This is a genomic window from Xanthomonas sp. NCPPB 2632 (genome assembly GCF_041228075.2).
Lineage (GTDB): Bacteria > Pseudomonadota > Gammaproteobacteria > Xanthomonadales > Rhodanobacteraceae > Luteibacter.
Genome location: NZ_CM192979.1, coordinates 2,564,362 through 2,585,591 on the forward strand (window position 1 = coordinate 2,564,362; position 21,230 = coordinate 2,585,591).

Here is a 21,230-nt window from a genome sequence, read left to right on the forward strand (position 1 = left end):
TTCCCATGACGAACATCACGAGGGCGTCCCTCCGAGAAGCGCGTCCACCTCTTCATCGGACAGCTCGCCAACCCGGATGAACGCCGCAGCGATATCCTCCACCTCGTCGCGGTTGCCGCGGCGTACGGCGATAGCCTCCGCCAGGCTGCCGACAGTCGGGGCATCGAGGAAGCCACCCAGCGGTATATCGACCTGGAAAATGTCCCTTACCTTGAACAGCATCCTCGTCACCAGGAGTGAGTGGCCTCCCAGCACGAAGAAATCGTCCTGGATACCGATCGCTTCCACTCCAAGCAGATCTACCCAGATCCCGCAGAGGAGATGCTCGACAGGCGTGGATGCGGGCATCTGCTCTGTCACGGGCTGGACGGCGGGCATCGCGAGCAGACGCTCGCGATCGATCTTGCCGTTGGCGTTGACCGGCAGCTGCTCCATGGGAACGACGATGGACGGAACCATGTAATCGGGCAGCGACTCGCGCAACCGGGCGCGGAACCTGCCCACGTCGACGGGGTGTCCTTCGCTCCACACCACGAAGGCGACGATTCGCCACTCACCGGCATGATCCTCGCGGGCGACGACCACCGATTGGTCCACCTCATGTTGTGCCAGCACGACGGCTTCGACTTCACCCATTTCCACGCGATGGCCGCGGATCTTCACCTGGGCATCGGCCCGGCCAAGGAACATCAGCCGGCCGTCGGTCCGGAACCGGGCCAAGTCGCCACTGCGGTACATGCGCGCCCCTGGCTCCGTCGCGAACGGATCAGTAAGAAACCGCTCCGCGCTCAGTTCCGGGCGTCGTAGATAACCACGCGCGACACCGGGGCCGCCGATGTAGAGCTCGCCTGTCACGCCGATCGGCACGGGCCGCCGGCGGGAATCCAGCAGGTAACAACGCATGCCCGGTATGCCGCTGCCGATCGGGCTCCCATGGCTTCGTGTCTCGCTATCACTCAAGGTATGGCAGGTGACGTGGACGGTTGTCTCGGTGATCCCGTACATGTTCACCATGCCCGGCGAATCCTCCGGGTACCTTGCATACCATTCCCGGAGCATGGCGGGCTTCAACGCTTCCCCACCGAAAATCACGTAACGCAGGCAGTGCTTGTCCTCGCTCCGGCGGTCGGCCTCCATGAAGCCACGAAATGCGCCGGGGGTCTGGTTCAGCACCGTCACCCCGCTGTCGCAAACCAGCCGGTGGAAGTCGACGGCAGACGCGGCGACAGGCCGCGGCACGATGACCAGTTGCCCGCCATGGTGCAATGCCCCCCATATCTCCCATACCGAAAAATCGAAGGCTATGGAATGGAACAGGCACCAGACGTCATCGGCGCTGAAGCCGAACGATGCTCGTGTCGCATCGAGCAGGTGAGCTACCGACGCATGTTCAACCAGAACGCCCTTGGGCTCACCGGTGGATCCGGACGTGTAAATGACGTAGGCCAGGTCGCCAGGCATGCACCCCCGGGGAGCGGGATTCGTATCCCGCTCGGGCGGCGATACCCGATCCATATCGATGATAGCCACGCGATTGTCATCCGGCAGGAGATGCGATGCCTCCGCCCGCGTCAGCACCGCCTTGGGCTTCGCATCGCGCAGCATGAATGCGATCCGTTTGTCCGGGTGGCCCGGATCCAGGGGCAGGTAGGCCGCACCCGTCTTGAGGATGGCGAGGATGCCCACGATCAGTTCGGGGCCACGTTCCAGGCAGAGGGCGACGAGATCGCCCGTTGAGACGCCCATGCTTCGCAGGTGCCATGCCCAGCGGTTCGCGCGCCGGTTCAACTCGCCATAGGTCATCTCCGTGTTTCCGCACACTAACGCGATACGCTCGGGCCTCGCCGCGGCATGGGCCTCGAATCCCTCGTGGAGCAGGCGCACGTCGTGCGGAGGCAACGCATGTCCCTGGAATAGCCTCGTCACCTGATCGTGCTCGTGCGCGGAAAGAAGCGGGAGTGAGTCCAGTTCCGCCGATGCATCGGCGGCCATCGCGGCGAGCAGACGTTTGAACGAATCCACCCAGCGTGAAACGGTCGATCGATCGAACAGCGACGTTGCGTAGTTCATGGCTCCGACGATGCGCCCATCCTCCTCGTGGAGCAGAAGCGAGAGATCGAACTGGGCCGAGCTACCAGGCAACGCTTCGGGAACGCACTCGATATCCGCGAGCCTGACATCGCCCATGGGCGTGTTCCTCAACATGAACATCGCCTGGAACAACGGTGAGTGCGACGCATCGCGTCGTGGCTGGAGCGCTTCCACCACCTGTTCAAAGGGAACATCCTGGTGGGCGTAGCCCCGTAATGTCGCCTGCCGCGTTGCATTGAGCAATTCGTCGACACGCCTGGCCGCGCCAGGGCGGAAGCGCACAGCCAGCGTGTTGACGAAGAAACCGATGAGGTCTTCTACCTCCACCTGGTCTCGATTGGCGACCGGGGTGCCGATGACGACATCGTCCTGGCCGCTGAGCCGGGAGAGCAGGATGGAAAAAGCGCTGACCAGCACCATGTGCAGGGTGACATCGGCGCTTCTCGCCAACCGATGCAACGCCGCGGCCAGCCCGGCGTCGATTTCCACCATCACATTGTCGCCGCGGTAATCTTGCTTCGCGGGACGCGGACGATCGGTGGGGAGTTCGAGTACCGCCGGGGCTCCCTCCAGGTGGGATCTCCAGTAGGCCAACTGCCGCATCGCAACATCCTCGCCCAGCCACGCCTGCTGCCAGAGAGCGTAGTCGGCGTACTGGATCGGTAATGGCGTGAGCGCCATGCTCTTTCCACCGCGGAAGGCTGCATACAACCCGGCCAGTTCGCGCAGGAAGATGCCCATGGACCAGCCATCCGACACGATGTGGTGCTGTACGATGTACAGGATGTGCTCGTCCCTGGCGCATCGGACCAGTCTCGCCCGGACCAGGGGCCCGGCCGACAGCGAGAAAGGCGCTTCCATCGCTTCCGTGGCATGCAATGCGAGCACTTCGTCGAGTCGATCCGGGGATACCCCCGCCAGGTCGAAGACGAGCAGCGGGCAAGTCGCATCCTGCATGACCTGCTGGTAGGGCATGCCTTTGCTTTCGACCAGCACAGTCCTGAGCGCTTCGTGCCTGTCGACGATGGCGTCGAGCGCGGCGCGGAGGGCATCGACCTGCAACTTGCCCTTGAGCCGCATTCCTACCGCGATGTGATAGGCAGCTCCCGTTTCCTGCAGCCTGTCGATGAACCACATCCTGCGCTGCGCGAAGGAGGCCGGTATCGGTCCCTGGCGAGCGGTTTTTAGCAACGAGGGCCGTTCCGGCACCGTGATCATGCCAGCGATCGCTTCGGCCAGCGACGCAATGGTGGGCAGGTTGAAGATACTGCCAAGGGACACCTGATTGCCCATGTGCCGCTCTATACGCGCAACGAGTTGCACCGCAAGTAGCGAATGGCCGCCCAGGTCGAAGAAATTATCGTTGCGTCCGATCCTGTCCATCCCCAGCAGCTCGCTCCAGAGCACCGCCAGCTGCGATTCGATGTCGCCACGGACCGGTTCATAGGTGCGCTCGTCCATACCATGGGCTATCAACGGATCAGGCAGGCTCCGCCGGTCGATCTTGCCATTAGCACTCACCGGCAAGCCGTCCAGAACGATGATCGCTTGCGGCACCATGTACTCGGGCAAGGTTTCCTTCAGCGCCGACCGAAGATGCAGGGAGAACTGGTGCATGAGCCTCGAGCCCAGCGGGTCGTTGGCAAGACGCGCCATCGCTTCATCCACCGAATCCGCAGGATCGGTGGTGGCCTGGCAGGGTGTCGGTACCACCTGCTGATTCACATGCAGCACGACGTCATAGCGATAACGGTTCAACTCGTTGTCGAACACGCCTTGGCGAAGAGTCGTTTCGACCCTTGCAAGCCTGGGTACGATGGCTCCCAGTTCGCTGAAGAAGCCGGGCGACACGAGGAGTTCTTCTTCGTTAGTCATCGCGACGCGCACGCGGTCGATGAGTTGCCGCTCGGTGAAGCTGCCGCCCGCCTTCGCATGCTGCACGGAGTGATGGAATGCCTCGAAGAGATCGAAGTTGCGAACGTCGCCGACAAAGATCCGGCCACCTTCAGTCAGGGCCTCGGCAGCCTTCGTCAATACGGAAAGGAGGTAGCGCGTATCGGGGAAATACTGGACGACGGAATTGATGATGATCGTATCCATCGATCCCGGAGCCCACCCGCTGAAATCGTCGGCCTTGCGTTTCGATACGGTGACATGCCCGAACTCCCCTCGCCTTGCCGTCCAGCGCCTGACGGAGTCCACCGCAACGCCGGACAGGTCGGAGGCAACGTAGCTTTCGCAATGCGGTGCCAGCCGTTCGATAAGCAGGCCGACGCCGCAGCCTATCTCCAGGACGTGCCGGGGCTTCAGGGCAAGGATGCGATCGACGGTGGCATTCAGCCATTCATCCATTTCCTCGCTGGGTATCGGCAGGCCGGTGTAACTGCTGTTCCAGCTGACAAACGTGGGCCCCGCGGTTTCGTCTTCTTCCCGGTAAGCCGACTCGTAAAGATTCTCCCACTCGTCGACGAGGTCTACCGTCGCCAGGACGGGTGCCGCACCGGCATGCAGGCGTCGCAGCTCCACCATCGATGTGCCTGCGTAGGCGACGAGCCGGCGATCGCCGGCATGATCCTGGTGGGCCAGTACCGCGGCCTGGCGAACCTGCGGCTGGGCCAGCAGGGCCGCTTCTATCTCGCCCGGTTCGATCCGATGGCCACGGATTTTCACCTGGTCGTCCCGGCGGCCCAGGTACTCGATCACCCCATCCTTGCGCCACCGCCCCAGGTCACCCGTCCGGTACATCCGCGCCTCTACCGCACCGGCGAAACGGTCCGTCACGAAACGCTCCGCCGTCAGCTCTGGACGCCGCCAGTAGCCACGGCCCACCGCCACGCCGGCGATGTGGATCTCGCCCGCCACCCCTTCGGGCACCACCTCGCCCCGTTCGTCCAGGATATAGATCCGCGTGTTGGCGATCGGCCGCCCGATCGGCACCCGCGTCGCCCCCTCCTCCCGCCGGCACATCCACGCCGTCACGTCGATCGCCGCTTCCGTCGGGCCGTATAGGTTGTACAGCGCCGCCCATGGCAAGCGGGCCAGGCAATCGTCCTGCACCGCTACCGGCAGTTCCTCGCCGCTGCACACGATCCGCCGCAGGCTCATGCAATGCGCCGGATCGACTCCGTCCAGGAACGCCCGCAACATCGAGGGCACGAAGTGCACCGTCGTCACCCCCTGCGACCGGATCAGCCCGCTCAGGTACGACGGGTCCTGGTGCCCACCCGGGCGGGCCAGCACCAGGGTCGCGCCCTGCGACAACGGCCAGAAGAATTCCCAGACCGAGACGTCGAAACCGTATGGCGTCTTCTGCAGCACCCGGTCCGACGCCGCCAGACCCTGCGCCTGCTGCATCCAGTGCAGCCGGTTCACCACCGCCCGGTGCTCGTTCATCGCCCCCTTCGGACGACCTGTGGAGCCGGAGGTGTAGATCACGTAGGCCAGGTGGCGCGAGCCCAGCCCCGGCACCGCCACGTTCGTGCACGGTTGCTCCTCCAGCCACGCCTCGTCCAGGGCCAGCACCGGCGCCTCGCACGCTGGCAGCCGCGAACGCAGCCACGACTGGGTCAGCACCCGGCGCGGCGCGGCATCCTCCAGCAGGTAGGCCAGCCGCTCCGGCGGGTAGCCAGGGTCCAGCGGCACGTACGCCCCGCCCGCCTTCAGCACGCCCAGCAGGCCCACCACCATCTCCACCCCGCGTTCCATGCATACCCCGACAAGGTCGTCGGGCCCCACTCCCTGCGCACGAAGGTACGCCGCCACCTGGTTGGCCCGCGCGTTCAATTCCCCGTAACTGAGCTGCCGCGATTCGTACACCAGCGCCAACGCGCCCGGTGACGCGGCCGCATGGGCTTCGAACGCTTCGTGCAACAACCCCTCTTCCGGGTAGGCGGTCGGCGGCGGGTTATGGGCCAGCACGCGGTCTAGCGCCGAGCCCTGGTCCATGGACAGCATATCCACCGGGCAGGCAGGGTCGGCCACGACGCTTTCGAGCAATCCCCGGTAGCTCGATGCGAAGCGGGCGACCGTGTCTTCGTCAAACAGGTCGGTGGCATGCTCGAAGCCGTACTGGATGCCTTTTTCTTCATACGACATGTCGAGCGACAGGTCGAATTTGGATGTCGTATGCGTTGCAAACGGCATGTCGCTGAAAACCGTGCCATCAGGCGAAACGGTCGACTTGGGAAAGTTGGTCAGCTGGAACTTCGTCTGGAAAACAGGATGTTTGGAAAGATCGCGTTCCGGATGGAGCTCGGCCACGAGCCTTTCAAAAGGCAGATCTTGGTTGGCGTATGCCTGTAGCGCGATCTCCCGCGTTTCCGCCAGGGCATCGCGGAACGCGCGCCCTCCTTCGATACGGGCGCGCAGCGGAAGCATGTTGACGAAGAAGCCCACCAGGTCTTCCGTCGCGGGATGCGTCCGCCCGGCAACCGGGGTGCCTACCACAACGTCGTCCTGACCCGTCCATCGATAGATCAGTACCTGGAACGCGCTCAGGAGCAGCATGAAAAGCGTCACGTTCTCGCGCTGCGCGAATGCCATCAGTTCGTCGGATAGCTCTTTGGAAAGCCATACCGACATGCTCGCCCCACGATGGCTGGCGATGGCTGGACGCGGGCGATCCGTAGGCAAGGTGGTCACCGCCGGAGCTCCGCGCAGGTGCTCGCCCCAGAACGCCAGCTGCCTCTGCAGGTAATCCCCCTGCAACCGCTCGCGCTGCCAGGCCGCGTAATCGACGTAGCGCACCGCCGGTTCGGCCAGGTCGGGTACCCGACCCTCGCCCAGCGCTTCGTACCACGCTCCAACCTCGCGTACGAAGATCGAGGCCGACCAACCGTCGAAGACGATGTGATGCATGGTCAGCAGCAACGCGTGGCGTTCCTCGCCCAGCGTCACCAGCTGCTGGTGGTACACCGGCCCCGCCGACAGGTCGAACCGGTGCGAGGCCGCCTCCTGCTGCAGGCGGGCCAGGGCCGCCTCGCCTTCCGCCACCGCCAGTCCCGACAGGTCGACCCGCGGCAACAGCCGCGGCAGCGCCGGGTCGATGACCTGGTACGGCACGCCGTCGGCTTCCCCGAAACGCGTGCGCAGGCTCGCGTGCCGACGGACCACCTCGTCCAGCGCCCGCTCGAGGCGCGCCCCATCCAGCCGGCCATCGATGCGCAGCGACACCGGGATCCCGTATGCGGTGCCCACCAGGCCCATCCGTTCCAGGAACCACAAGCGTTCCTGCGCGAACGACAACGGCCCCCGGTCGCCCGCGACCCGCGGCGTCAGCGGGAGCATCCGCGTGCCGTCCCCGGCCATCGCCGCGACACGCACCTGCTCGCTCAATTGCGCCAGGGTCGGGTGTTCGAACAGCGTGCGCAGCGGCAGGTCCACCGACAGCACGTCCTGCACCTGCGCCATCAAACGCGTGGCCAGCAACGAGTGGCCGCCCCGCTCGAAGAAGTTGTCGTGGCGCCCGATCCCTTCCTCTCCCAGCAGGCCCTGCCACAGGGTCGCCATAAGTGTTTCGATCTCGCCCACCGGTGCCTCGTGCGGCCGGTCCGCGGCCGCCCCCGCCGGATCGGGCAGGCGGTGCCGATCGATCTTCCCCGTCGGCGTCAGCGCGAACGACGCGACCGCCACGAACCGCTGCGGGATCATGTACCCCGGCAGGCGCGCGGCCAGGTAATCGCGCCAGGCCACCGTGTCCGCCGCCTCGCCCCGCAGGTAGGCCACCAGTTGCGGGTCGTCGCCGCGCACCGCCACCACCGCCTCGTCCACCGCCGGATGTTCCCGCAGCCGCGCCTCAATCTCGCCCGTCTCGATCCGGTAGCCGCGCAGCTTCACCTGCGCGTCGTCGCGGCCCAGGTACGCCATCCGCCCATCCGCCCGCCACCGGCCCAGATCGCCCGTCCGGTACATCCGCGCCGCCACCGCACCGGCGAAACGGTCCGCCACGAACCGCTCCGCGCTCAGCGACGGCTGGTTCAGGTAACCCCGCGCCACGCCCGCGCCGCCGAGCCAGATCTCGCCCACGATTCCCGGCGGCACCGGCTCGCCCTCGCCATCGAGCAGGTACATCGCGGTGTTCGCCAGCGGGCGCCCGATCGGCAACGACTCGACGTCCTCCTCCCCGCACACCTGCATGCTCGCGCACACCGTGCCCTCGGTGGGACCATAGGCGTTGATCACCTGCCGACCCGGCAGCCAGGCTTGCGCCAAAGCCGGCGCGCAGGCCTCACCCGCCACCACCAGCACGCGCACGCTCTCGCCCGATCCCGCCGGCAACACCGACAGCGCGCTCGGTGGCAGCGTCAGGTGGGTGATGCCCCGCTCACGTAACGTGCGCGCCAACGGCTCGCCAGGCAGCAACGCCTCCGACGTGGCCAGCTCCAGGCAACCGCCGCCCAGCAGTGCCATGGTCCACTCCCAGATCGAGGCGTCGAAACTACTGGAGGCAAACTGCAGCACCTTCGATCCGGACCCCACACCCAGGCTATCGCGCTGCGCCTGCCACAGGTTGCATACCGATCCGTGCTCGACCATTACGCCCTTGGGCCGGCCCGTCGATCCCGAGGTGTAGATCACGTAGGCCAGCCGCGCGCCGTCCCCTTCGTCCTCCGCCGGCAGCGCCGTGTCGGCGCACGCGGCGAGCCGCGCCTCGATCCGGTCCAGCTCCACCAGCCGCGCCACCGTCGTCGGCAGCCCGGCCGACAGCACCGACGTGGTCACCACCAGCGGCGGCTCCGCATCCTCGAGCATGTATTGCAGCCGCTCGGCGGGGTAGCCCGGATCCAGCGGCACGAAGGCCCCGCCCGCCTTCCAGATCCCCAGCATCGTCACCACGAGTTCCAGCCCACGCCCCAGGCAGACCGCCACCGGCGTCTCCCGGCCCACGCCCTGCTCGCGCAGGTACCGGGCGAGCCGGTTCGAACGCGCGTCCAGCGTTGCGTAACTCATGCACTGCGTGCCATCCGACAACGCCGCCGCCGATGCATGGCGCTGCGCCACGGCGCGGAACAGCGCCGGGATCGTGTGTGCCGCCAACGGCACGGCCGGGCCACGGCTCGCCTGCAGCACCGCAGCCCGTGCCGGCGCCCGCATCAGCGGCAGCCGGTCGATCCGCTGCGACGGCGTCGCGACCATCGCCGAGAGCAACACCTGGAAATACTCCGCCCAGCGCTCGATCGTCTCCCGCTCGAACAGGTCCGTGGCGTAATTGAACCCGCCCACGATCAGGCCGTCGCGTTCTTCCAGATACAGCGACAGATCCGTCTTCGCCGTCTCCGGCAGCACCTCGTACGGCTGCAGCGACAGGCCCGCCAGCGCCAGTTCGCTGCGCGGCACGTTCTGCAGGGTCAGGCTTGCCTGGAACAGCGGGCTGTGGCTCATGTCCCGCGATGGCTGCATGTGTTCCACCACCTGCTCGAACGGCACCTCCTGGTGCCGGTACGCCTCCAGCGCCGTCTGCCTGACCGTCGCCAGCAACGTGGCCGCATCGAGCGGCGTGCCGTCCTCGTCGCTCGTGCGCGTGCGCAACGCCAGGGTGTTGACGAAGAACCCGACCAGCGACTCCGTCTCGATGCGGTCGCGGTTCGCCACCGGCGTACCGATCACCACGTCCGCCTGGTGGCTCAACCGCGACAGCAGGATCGCAAAGCCGGTGTACAGCACCATGAACAGGGTCGCGCCCTGCTCACGGGCCAGCCCGACCAACCCCGCCGTGGTCGCGGCATCGATCGCGAACAGCACGTTGGCACCGCGGTAACCGCGCACGCCCGGGCGTGGCCGGTCCAGCGGCAGCGTGAGCAACGCCGGAGCTCCGCGCAGGTGCTCGCCCCAGAACGCCAGCTGCCTCTGCAGGTAATCCCCCTGCAACCGCTCGCGCTGCCAGGCCGCGTAATCGACGTAGCGCACCGCCGGTTCGGCCAGGTCGGGTACCCGACCCTCGCCCAGCGCTTCGTACCACGCTCCAACCTCGCGTACGAAGATCGAGGCCGACCAACCGTCGAAGACGATGTGATGCATGGTCAGCAGCAACGCGTGGCGTTCCTCGCCCAGCGTCACCAGCTGCTGGTGGTACACCGGCCCCGCCGACAGGTCGAACCGGTGCGAGGCCGCCTCCTGCTGCAGGCGGGCCAGGGCCGCCTCGCCTTCCGCCACCGCCAGTCCCGACAGGTCGACCCGCGGCAACAGCCGCGGCAGCGCCGGGTCGATGACCTGGTACGGCACGCCGTCGGCTTCCCCGAAACGCGTGCGCAGGCTCGCGTGCCGACGGACCACCTCGTCCAGCGCCCGCTCGAGGCGCGCCCCATCCAGCCGGCCATCGATGCGCAGCGACACCGGGATCCCGTATGCGGTGCCCACCAGGCCCATCCGTTCCAGGAACCACAAGCGTTCCTGCGCGAACGACAACGGCCCCCGGTCGCCCGCGACCCGCGGCGTCAGCGGGAGCATCCGCGTGCCGTCCCCGGCCATCGCCGCGACACGCACCTGCTCGCTCAATTGCGCCAGGGTCGGGTGTTCGAACAGCGTGCGCAGCGGCAGGTCCACCGACAGCACGTCCTGCACCTGCGCCATCAAACGCGTGGCCAGCAACGAGTGGCCGCCCCGCTCGAAGAAGTTGTCGTGGCGCCCGATCCCTTCCTCTCCCAGCAGGCCCTGCCACAGGGTCGCCATAAGTGTTTCGATCTCGCCCACCGGTGCCTCGTGCGGCCGGTCCGCGGCCGCCCCCGCCGGATCGGGCAGGCGGTGCCGATCGATCTTCCCCGTCGGCGTCAGCGCGAACGACGCGACCGCCACGAACCGCTGCGGGATCATGTACCCCGGCAGGCGCGCGGCCAGGTAATCGCGCCAGGCCACCGTGTCCGCCGCCTCGCCCCGCAGGTAGGCCACCAGTTGCGGGTCGTCGCCGCGCACCGCCACCACCGCCTCGTCCACCGCCGGATGTTCCCGCAGCCGCGCCTCAATCTCGCCCGTCTCGATCCGGTAGCCGCGCAGCTTCACCTGCGCGTCGTCGCGGCCCAGGTACGCCATCCGCCCATCCGCCCGCCACCGGCCCAGATCGCCCGTCCGGTACATCCGCGCCGCCACCGCACCGGCGAAACGGTCCGCCACGAACCGCTCCGCGCTCAGCGACGGCTGGTTCAGGTAACCCCGCGCCACGCCCGCGCCGCCGAGCCAGATCTCGCCCACGATTCCCGGCGGCACCGGCTCGCCCTCGCCATCGAGCAGGTACATCGCGGTGTTCGCCAGCGGGCGCCCGATCGGCAACGACTCGACGTCCTCCTCCCCGCACACCTGCATGCTCGCGCACACCGTGCCCTCGGTGGGACCATAGGCGTTGATCACCTGCCGACCCGGCAGCCAGGCTTGCGCCAAAGCCGGCGCGCAGGCCTCACCCGCCACCACCAGCACGCGCACGCTCTCGCCCGATCCCGCCGGCAACACCGACAGCGCGCTCGGTGGCAGCGTCAGGTGGGTGATGCCCCGCTCACGTAACGTGCGCGCCAACGGCTCGCCAGGCAGCAACGCCTCCGACGTGGCCAGCTCCAGGCAACCGCCGCCCAGCAGTGCCATGGTCCACTCCCAGATCGAGGCGTCGAAACTACTGGAGGCAAACTGCAGCACCTTCGATCCGGACCCCACACCCAGGCTATCGCGCTGCGCCTGCCACAGGTTGCATACCGATCCGTGCTCGACCATTACGCCCTTGGGCCGGCCCGTCGATCCCGAGGTGTAGATCACGTAGGCCAGCCGCGCGCCGTCCCCTTCGTCCTCCGCCGGCAGCGCCGTGTCGGCGCACGCGGCGAGCCGCGCCTCGATCCGGTCCAGCTCCACCAGCCGCGCCACCGTCGTCGGCAGCCCGGCCGACAGCACCGATGTGGTCACCACCAGCGGCGGCTCCGCATCCTCGAGCATGTATTGCAGCCGCTCGGCGGGGTAGCCCGGATCCAGCGGCACGAAGGCCCCGCCCGCCTTCCAGATCCCCAGCATCGTCACCACGAGTTCCAGCCCACGCCCCAGGCAGACCGCCACCGGCGTCTCCCGGCCCACGCCCTGCTCGCGCAGGTACCGGGCGAGCCGGTTCGAACGCGCGTCCAGCGTTGCGTAACTCATGCACTGCGTGCCATCCGACAACGCCGCCGCCGATGCATGGCGCTGCGCCACGGCGCGGAACAGCGCCGGGATCGTGTGTGCCGCCAACGGCACGGCCGGGCCACGGCTCGCCTGCAGCACCGCAGCCCGTGCCGGCGCCCGCATCAGCGGCAGCCGGTCGATCCGCTGCGACGGCGTCGCGACCATCGCCGAGAGCAACACCTGGAAATACTCCGCCCAGCGCTCGATCGTCTCCCGCTCGAACAGGTCCGTGGCGTAATTGAACCCGCCCACGATCAGGCCGTCGCGTTCTTCCAGATACAGCGACAGATCCGTCTTCGCCGTCTCCGGCAGCACCTCGTACGGCTGCAGCGACAGGCCCGCCAGCGCCAGTTCGCTGCGCGGCACGTTCTGCAGGGTCAGGCTTGCCTGGAACAGCGGGCTGTGGCTCATGTCCCGCGATGGCTGCATGTGTTCCACCACCTGCTCGAACGGCACCTCCTGGTGCCGGTACGCCTCCAGCGCCGTCTGCCTGACCGTCGCCAGCAACGTGGCCGCATCGAGCGGCGTGCCGTCCTCGTCGCTCGTGCGCGTGCGCAACGCCAGGGTGTTGACGAAGAACCCGACCAGCGACTCCGTCTCGATGCGGTCGCGGTTCGCCACCGGCGTACCGATCACCACGTCCGCCTGGTGGCTCAACCGCGACAGCAGGATCGCAAAGCCGGTGTACAGCACCATGAACAGGGTCGCGCCCTGCTCACGGGCCAGCCCGACCAACCCCGCCGTGGTCGCGGCATCGATCGCGAACAGCACGTTGGCACCGCGGTAACCGCGCACGCCCGGGCGTGGCCGGTCCAGCGGCAGCGTGAGCAACGCCGGAGCTCCGCGCAGGTGCTCGCCCCAGAACGCCAGCTGCCTCTGCAGGTAATCCCCCTGCAACCGCCCGCGCTGCCAGGCCGCGTAATCCGCGTACTGAAGGGGAAGCTCGGGCAGCGCCTTCGCCCCCGGATCGGCCACCCGCAAGGCATAAAGCTCACCGAGCTCACGGAACAGGATCGACAGTGACCAGCCATCCGCTACGATATGGTGGAGGCTGATCACCAGGATCGTTTCACGTGGCGACACGCGAACCATCCGTCCGCGGATGAGCGGCCCGGTGGCCAGGTCGAACGTGACGCGCAGTTCATCCTGGACGATGGCCTCGATCCCGGCATCGTCTTCGCTCGCCACCACCAGGGGAAATGCGACCAGGCTTTCGATCCGCTGCTGCGGAACGCCTTCCTCCTCGACAAAACGGGTACGCAGCACCTCATGCCGATGCAGGAGAGCGTCCAGCGATGCGCACAACGCATCCTCGTCGAGCTCGCCGACGATGCGCACCGCACCGCACACATTGTAGGCATGGGCGGACTGTTCGAATCGATCGATGAACCAAAGCCTTTGTTGGGCAGAGGACAGCGGAAGGGCGCCGCTACGATCGACGGCCGTGATCGGGAGGGCATCGTGGCCGCTCTTCGCGGCCATGCGGGCCGCGATACCTTCGATCGTCGGTTCTTCGAACATATCCTGCAGGCTCAGGTCGAACCCTGTCCTCTCGCGTAACCTGCCGATGACCTGGATCGCCAGCAGCGAATGCCCGCCGAGTTCAAAAAAGCTGCTCAGGCGGCCAATACGCTGGCCAGGGAACATTTCGCGCCAGATGTGGGCGATATCTTCCTCGATGCCGTGCCACGTATCGCCATCGTCCTGCAGAGAGGAAAGAGCATCGGCCGCATCGGGCAACCGCCTGCGGTCAACCTTTCCATTGGCCGTGAGAGGCAGCTCGTCCAGCACGACGAAGGACGTGGGAACCATGTAATCGGGCAGGTATTCGCGCAGTCTCGCCCTGATCGCTTCGGGTTCGGGAAGACCTGCCGCGCGCCCGGCAGCGTGAGGAACATCCTCGCAGGGCACGATGGGCAGGGCAGCGTAACGCTCGGCGTAGCCGGGCTTGACGCCATAGACCTGGAAGATATCCGTACCCTTCAGGTCCGCTTCCTGATGGGAAACGCAGACGAAACCGTGCCCGCGTAGCAGGTCGAGCATCTGTATCAGGCGGCCGTCGATGTCATGCACTTCCACCACGACTTGCTGGACACGCGCCCAATCGCCTCCGTCCATGCCACGAACGACATCCCATTCACTCTTTTCCACGTCGACCTTGAGCAGATCCACATGCTCGATCGCATGGTCGCGAAGCACCTGCGACAGGGTACGAAGCTCGCAATCGTAGGTTTCGCTGGCGAATTTCCCGGCGAGCACCACGTCGACATCGGCGGTCGCGTGCTCGAGCCTGTTCCGCAGGAAGGTCCTGGTCGCCTCGCTATCCCGTAGCGCATCCGCGTAAAACCCGGAGTTTCCGGACATCAACGGATAATGGGTGAACGCCTGCATGCCCGGGGTATCCGAGAGGCCGTAGCGAAGGATATGGACATCGAGGTCATGCAAGGCAACATTGCGCGACAGGCAGTCGAACGCGGGTGGAGATGGTTCGAACGCAAATACCCTTGCATCCGGATCGATACCCTTGACAAACAACGTGAACAGGCCGATGTTCGCCCCCACGTCGAGGACACAACTTCCCTTTCGCAGCATGACCCCGTGCCGGAAATAAGTCTGCGCCACGAAAATCTCGTGGAATATCTGGCGGGTTTCGTGCCCATTGAGCTGGGCGACACGCAAGCCGTTCGAAAGGATCTGCCAACCCTCTCCTGCAGAGCCATCCGGCACGATATACGCCGTCAGTTCACGACCGGCGCCTCGATCCGCGCCGGCAGCCACGAACGCCTGGCGTATGCCCTGGATGGCCTCGAGCCGCGTTTCGATCTCGCCTGGTTCCACGCGGAAGCCGCGGATCTTCAACTGGTCGTCGTTTCGCCCCACGTATTCGATGTTGCCGTCCGGCAGCCAGCGCGCCAGGTCGCCGGTGGCATACATTCGCGATCGCGCTGCCCCGTCGAACGGATCGCTGACGAACCGGCTATCGGTAAGATCGGCACGATGAAGGTAACCCCTGGCGACGCCTGCGCCGCCGATGTGGATCTCACCGATCACCCCACGCGGCACGAGATGACCGCGGGCATCCAGGATATGGACCGTCGTGTTCGCAAGCGGCTTGCCAATGGGTACGTTGCCCTTGCCTCCCGCAACACACCGATACATGGTTGCGCACACCGTTGCCTCGGTAGGCCCGTAAGCGTTCACGAACAGGCGGCCGGGCGCCCAACGCTCGACCAGCTCGCGCGGGCAAGCCTCACCAGCCACCACGAGCGTACGCAACGATGGCAAATCAGCGGTGCCACTCACATGTAGCGCGGTGGGTGGCAGCGTGGCGTGGGTGATGTGCCGATCGCGCAACGTATCCAGGAGAGGCGCCCCCGGCATGAGCTCTTCCCTTGCCGGCAGGTGCAGGCATGCGCCGTTCAATAACGCCATCGACCACTCCCATACGGAAGCATCGAAGCTGAAGGAGGCGAACTGCACTACCTGCGACCCGGCACCCACGTCCAGCGACTCTCGCAGGAGGCTGGCCAGGTTGCAGACGCCGCCATGCTCGAGCATCACCCCCTTGGGCTGCCCCGAGGTGCCGGATGTATAGATAACGTAGGCCAGGGAATTCGCACCGATGTCGTTGCGCAGGTCGAGATCGTCGGTGGCGTATGCCGCGGTGCGTTCCCTTTCGAGGTCCAGGAGAATGACCCTTGAGGCCGACGCGGGAAGATCGGCCTCTAGCGACGAATCCGAGAGCAGGAACGGTGCCTCGGAATCCTGCAACATGTATTGCAGGCGCTCCGCGGGATAACCGGGATCCAGTGGGAGATACGCGCCGCCCGCCTTGAGTACGCCCAGGATGGCCGTCATCAGGCCGATACCGCGCTCCATGCATATCGCCACCAGGGTTTCCCTTACGACGCCACGCTCTCTGAGATAACGTGCGATCCGGTTCGCGCGCCGGTTCAGGTCGGCGTAGGAAAGCGTGCCCTGCCCGTCGACAAGCGCGGTGGCGTCAGGTGTATCCCGGACCTGGCGTTCGAAGATCGAGACGATCGTTTCATCCACGGGGCGGGTGATGGCGGCTCGGCCGCCACGCGACAGCGCCATTAAGGCATCGTGCTGCCCTGCCTGGACAATACGGATATCGCCCAGCGGCCGCGAAGGATCATGCAGCAGGGCTTCAACCACGATGCCCAGGTGACGGCTCCACTCCTCGACGGTCGCGGCGTCGAAAAGATCGCTGGCGTATTCGATCATGCCGTGTATATCGTGGCCGTCGTCCTGCAAGGCCAGCGTGGCGTCGAACGCGGACACTGCGCGGGAGACGATGACCCGTGACACGTCGAGGCCCGGCATCCGGATGGCAGCGCGTGGCGTGTTATCCAGTGATAGCGTAGCCTGGAAAATGGGGTTGTATGCCGGGCTGCGCGATGGATTCACGGCCCCGACGAGCCGGTCGAAAGGCACCTCCGCGTGGCGAAGCGCATCAATGGTGCACGTCCTTATCGCATCAAGGTAGCTTTCCACGGCCATGGAGTCGCTCAAGCGCACGCGCAAGGGCAGTGTGTTGATAAAGAAGCCGACCAGCCCCTCCAGCTCCCTCGCATTCCGCGTGACGGAAGGCACGCCAATGACGATGTCGTCATCGCCTGAAAGCCTCGAAAGCAGGAAGGCCCAGGCCGCGTGCAGCATCATGTACGTGGTGAATCCCTGGTCACGGGCAAACGACCTGAGCCTGTCGCTGAGCCCGGGTCCCAGCGACACCGGGGAACGGCCGCCACGATACCGATGTTCGGCGGGACGCACGCCATCTAGTGGCAGCGACAGGAGTTCGGGCGCGCCTTCGAGTTGCTGCTTCCAGTAATCCACCTGCCTGGACAGGCGGGCGCCATCCGCGCGTTCGCTCTCACGCTGCCAGAGCGCGTAGTCCGCGTATTGCACCTCCAGCGGAGCGAGGTCCGTCGTCGCCTCGCCCGTAGCAAGCGCATAAAGCGAGGCCAGTTCACTGACGAGCACACCGATGGACCACGCATCCGACACGATATGGTGCATGGTCAACGACAGGACGTGATCCTCCGGATCCAGGCGGATCAGGCGGGCACGGAACAGAGGCCCATTTTGCAGATCGAAGGGCTCACCCAGGTCCCGGTCCACGCATGCGAGCATGGCGGCCGTCTTGTCATTGTCGCTTACATCGCAAATATCCGATTCTTCAAGCGCCATCGTCATGGCTTCGCCGACGACCTGGCAAGGTTGGCCCGCCTCAAGGTCGAAGGTGGTACGCAAGGCCTCGTGCCGCCGAACGATGCCGTCAAGCGCATGACGCAGGGCATCGACGTCCAGCCTACCCTTGAGCTGCAGCACTTCTGCGATGTTGTACGCCGCGCTTTTCCCGGCCATCTGGTCGAGGAACCACAGGCGACGCTGCTCGAGTGAAAGCGGCACTGCACCAGTCGCGCCGGCGCGCGCGACAATCCGCGGCTTTGGCGAGGCATCCGTCGCAGAGCGACGCTTCAGTTGATCGAGAAGGAGGTCACGCTTGCGTACGTCGAGATGATCCATGTGGGTTTCCAATCTCAATGCGGGTGTGCGCCGATGTATGGCCCGGCGTTCAATCCAGTCGTTGCACTTCGGCCAGCGCGGCCTCGATCTCGGCACCATCGAATCCGGATAACATCGCTTCGAAAACCTCGGTGGCAAGGCTTTCCACGCTGCATCCCCTGAACATCGACGGCAGTGGCACCTCTACCTCGAATCTGTCCCTCAGGCGGCCGGCAAGCCTGAAGATGGTGAGCGAGTGACCGCCAAGTTCGAAAAACGATGCGTGGCGAGGTACCGCGTCGAGACGGAGCAGGTCGCACCAGATGGCGGCGATCGCCTCCTCGATCTCACCCTGTGGCCGGTCTTCATCGGAGAGCACGCCCAGCGCGGTGCCAGGCGACGGGAGAGCGGCACGATCCAGCTTGCCGTTAGGCGTAAGAGGGAGCTCGTCGATCAGAATGATGACGGCAGGCACCATGTAGTGGGCAGCGATGTCCGCCAGCTCCGTCCTGACCGACCGTGCCGATATCGCCGGATCGGTGGGTACGACATAAGCCACTAGTTCGATGTCGCCGCCGGTACCTTGGCGGGCGACCACGGCGGCGTCACGCGAGCCGGGGCAACCGCGCAACAACGCCTCGACCTCATCGATCTCGACGCGGAACCCGCGCACCTTCACCTGGTTATCGGTGCGGCCGACGAAGTCGAGGTTCCCGTCCTCTCGCCACCGTCCACGGTCTCCCGTCCTGTACATGCGGGCGTCTGGTGATGCATCGAAAGCATCGGCGAAAAAACACCGCGACGTAAGCCCGGGATCGCCGAGGTAACCGATCGCGAGGCCATCGCCCCCGACATAGATGTCGCCGACGGTGCCCACCGGCACGGGGCTTTTCGCAGCGTCCAGCAAGTAGATCCGCGTATTTGCTATGGGTCTTCCGATGGGCAGCACGACGTCGTCTTCGCCGACGCTATCGATCCGGTAGCACGTCGCGATCGTCGTCCCTTCCGTCGGCCCGTAGGCGTTGATGAGGTGTGTTGGAGCACCGTTGCGCAAGAGCTCGCGTACTTTCCCCGTATCGCAGGCCTCGCCGCCGAAAAGGAGGTAACGCAATCCCGCAAATGCCTGCGGCGACGCCCCCACGTGGTGATTGAACAACGCGGTGGTCAACAGCATCACCGAGATCCCGAAATAATCGATGGCACGGGCCAGCGCGCCATGGCCCATCAACTCGTCGTGAGGCAGGATGACGAGCTCCGCGCCGTTGAGGAGCGCCGACCAGACCTCGAAGGTAGAGGCATCGAAAGCCGGGTTGCTGAGGTGCGCCACCTTGTCCGATGGCTCGATCCGGGCATAGCCGTTTTCAACGGCCAGGCGAACCACGCCCCGGTGCGGCAACACCACGCCCTTGGGCGCGCCGGTGGAGCCTGACGTGTAGAGTACGTAGGCCGGCAGCGACGCGGCATCCGCGTGTCCCAGGGTAACGATATCGTCGGCATCCTCTCTCCCATCGAGAAGCGCCGATGCCGTCACGCAACGGAGCGGAACTGAGGCCACCACCTCATCGTCAGGCATATCCTCGAACACGGCCATCGCGCCGCCAAAATTACGGAGTATCGCGTTCCTCCTTTGCGCAGGGGCTTCCGGGTCGATAGGCACACAGGCGCAGCCAAGCTTAAGCACCGCAAGCTGGAGCACGATCATGTCCCTTCCCCGCGGAAGCACCAGGGCGATGAACGATCCCGCGCCGACCCCGTGGGTGGCAATGGCCCGTGCGGCACGGTTAGCCATGCGATTCAGTTCGTCGTAGCTGAGCGAGGATTGCCGCAGGCGTATCGCGATGGCATCCGGGCATCTGGTCACGCGGTCACGGAAGAGCTCGTGGATCAACCGGGCCGACGGGTATGGTCGTCGGGTATCGTTGAAGTCATGGATGACGAGCGCCCGCTCTGCCTCCGTGAGCATGGGTAGTCCTGCCACCGTCTCCGTACTGCCATCCAGCACGCTCTTCATCACTACCTGGAGCGCCGAGCGCATTCTCTCGATGGCTGCGCGATCGAAGACCTCGTCGCTGTACGTCAGCTCGAGGGCTACATCGTGTCCTTCGTGGAAATGCTTGAGCCAGACCACCAGCGGCCCCTGTGGGCTCCCGTTATTGCGCGCGCTCAATCGGCACCTGACGTCGCCCATGGCATCTTCCGCATGCAACTCGACGACGGAAAGGGTGATGTCGAAGACCTGCTCACGTGCATGGCGCAAGAGCCCTAGATCCCGATTCATCTGCGCGATGGGATAGCGGCAGTGCCTGTACCCTTGCCTCAGTTCCTGCCCGATACCCGCCAGGAGTGCATCGAAACCGGCATCGGGATCGACATCCACCACCACCGGCACCATGCCCGACACCATGCCGATCGTCTGGCGTATCCAGGGTTTGCTACGGTTGTGCACGGGTGTGCCCAGCGTTACCGACCGCTCGCCCGTGGTCCGGTGCACGTAGATGGCGAAGAGCGCAAGCAGGAACTGGGCCACGGACGCGCCCCTGTCCCGGGCAAAGGTCTCCATGCGCACGTAGTCCGCGTTCGGGAGCACCCACATCACCACGTCGCTCGACGGAATCGATGTCATGTCGCTCCTCGTGGAGCCTCCCAGCGGAACGACGGATGCGTCTGCCAACCGGCGCTTCCAGTATTGACCGTCGCGAGTGAACCGATCCGATGCCAGGTAAGCGAGATCCTCCTCGACAAACCGGGCGAAAGACGCTTGCGCACCATCGTGGGCCACATTGTCGATGGCACCGGCATACCATCTTGCCACTTCGTTGAAGAACAGCGTGGCACCGTAGCCATCGCAGGCCACGTGATGGAAGCGGAATGCCCACAGGTGTCGTCGCGACCCTATGCGGACGAGCGTGGATTTCCAGAGCAATCCACCGAACAGGGGAAAACAGGTACGCACGCCTTCATCGACGCGCTTCCAGCCTTCGCCTTCGGGATCGCTGGCGGCGGACAGGTCGATGATCTCGAAGGGAAGATCCGGGGTATCCAGCACCGACTGCCAGAATCCATCCTCGTCCCTGCCCAGGACCGTACGCAGTGCCTCGTGCGCCATGAAGGTCGCCTGCACGGCCTCACGCAGCCTCGCCACGTCGAGGATGCCATCCAGTTCGGCCACCATGCCGATGTTGTAGACCGGCGCATCTGGTTTGGACAACTGATCGACGACGATGCCCTGCTGGGAAGAGGCCAGCGGAATGCGGATACCGGCGTTCACAGATCGTCATCTCGCCGGGAGAGGAGTAATGCGATCAGGGCGAGCGGACCGAAGACGGCGCCCATCGCCCCCCAGAAGACAACATTGGCGAACTTGCGTCGGGCAAGATGCACGCAGAGAACGATACAGACAAGCTCGAAGATAACCAGCGCGATAACGAATTCCATACTTCCTCACCTTTTCCTGAATCGCCAATGATCGCCGTGGCATA

The 21,230-nt window shown here is 65.6% G+C and carries 3 protein-coding genes; all 3 read right to left on the reverse strand.

Annotation, left to right across the window (positions count from 1 at the left end):
- Window positions 1-15 precede the first annotated feature (15 nt).
- The 3 genes from AB8808_RS11300 to AB8808_RS11310 are packed head-to-tail and all read right to left on the reverse strand — an operon-like array spanning window position 16 to window position 21,186.
- The gene (locus tag AB8808_RS11300; RefSeq protein WP_369929407.1) at window positions 16-17,871 is read right to left on the reverse strand and encodes a non-ribosomal peptide synthase/polyketide synthase; all 17,856 of its coding nucleotides are present in this window, start codon (window positions 17,869-17,871) and stop codon (window positions 16-18) included.
- Window positions 17,822-21,019, reverse strand: coding sequence for a non-ribosomal peptide synthetase (locus AB8808_RS11305; RefSeq protein ID WP_369929409.1), 3,198 nt, complete (start codon window positions 21,017-21,019; stop codon window positions 17,822-17,824). Before AB8808_RS11305 ends, AB8808_RS11300 begins: the two co-directional genes overlap by 50 nt.
- Window positions 21,016-21,186 (reverse strand): hypothetical protein, encoded by a 171-nt coding sequence (locus AB8808_RS11310; protein WP_369929411.1) that lies wholly within the window; start codon window positions 21,184-21,186, stop codon window positions 21,016-21,018. The genes AB8808_RS11305 and AB8808_RS11310 overlap by 4 nt, the downstream gene beginning before the upstream one ends.
- Window positions 21,187-21,230 lie beyond the last annotated feature (44 nt).

Coding starts and splice junctions, on each gene's coding strand:
- AB8808_RS11300 (WP_369929407.1), bottom strand. CDS start 17,871: ATGGTGCCGAGATCGAGGCCGCGCTGGCCGAAGTGCAACGACTGGATT.
- AB8808_RS11310 (WP_369929411.1), bottom strand. CDS start 21,186: ATGGAATTCGTTATCGCGCTGGTTATCTTCGAGCTTGTCTGTATCGTT.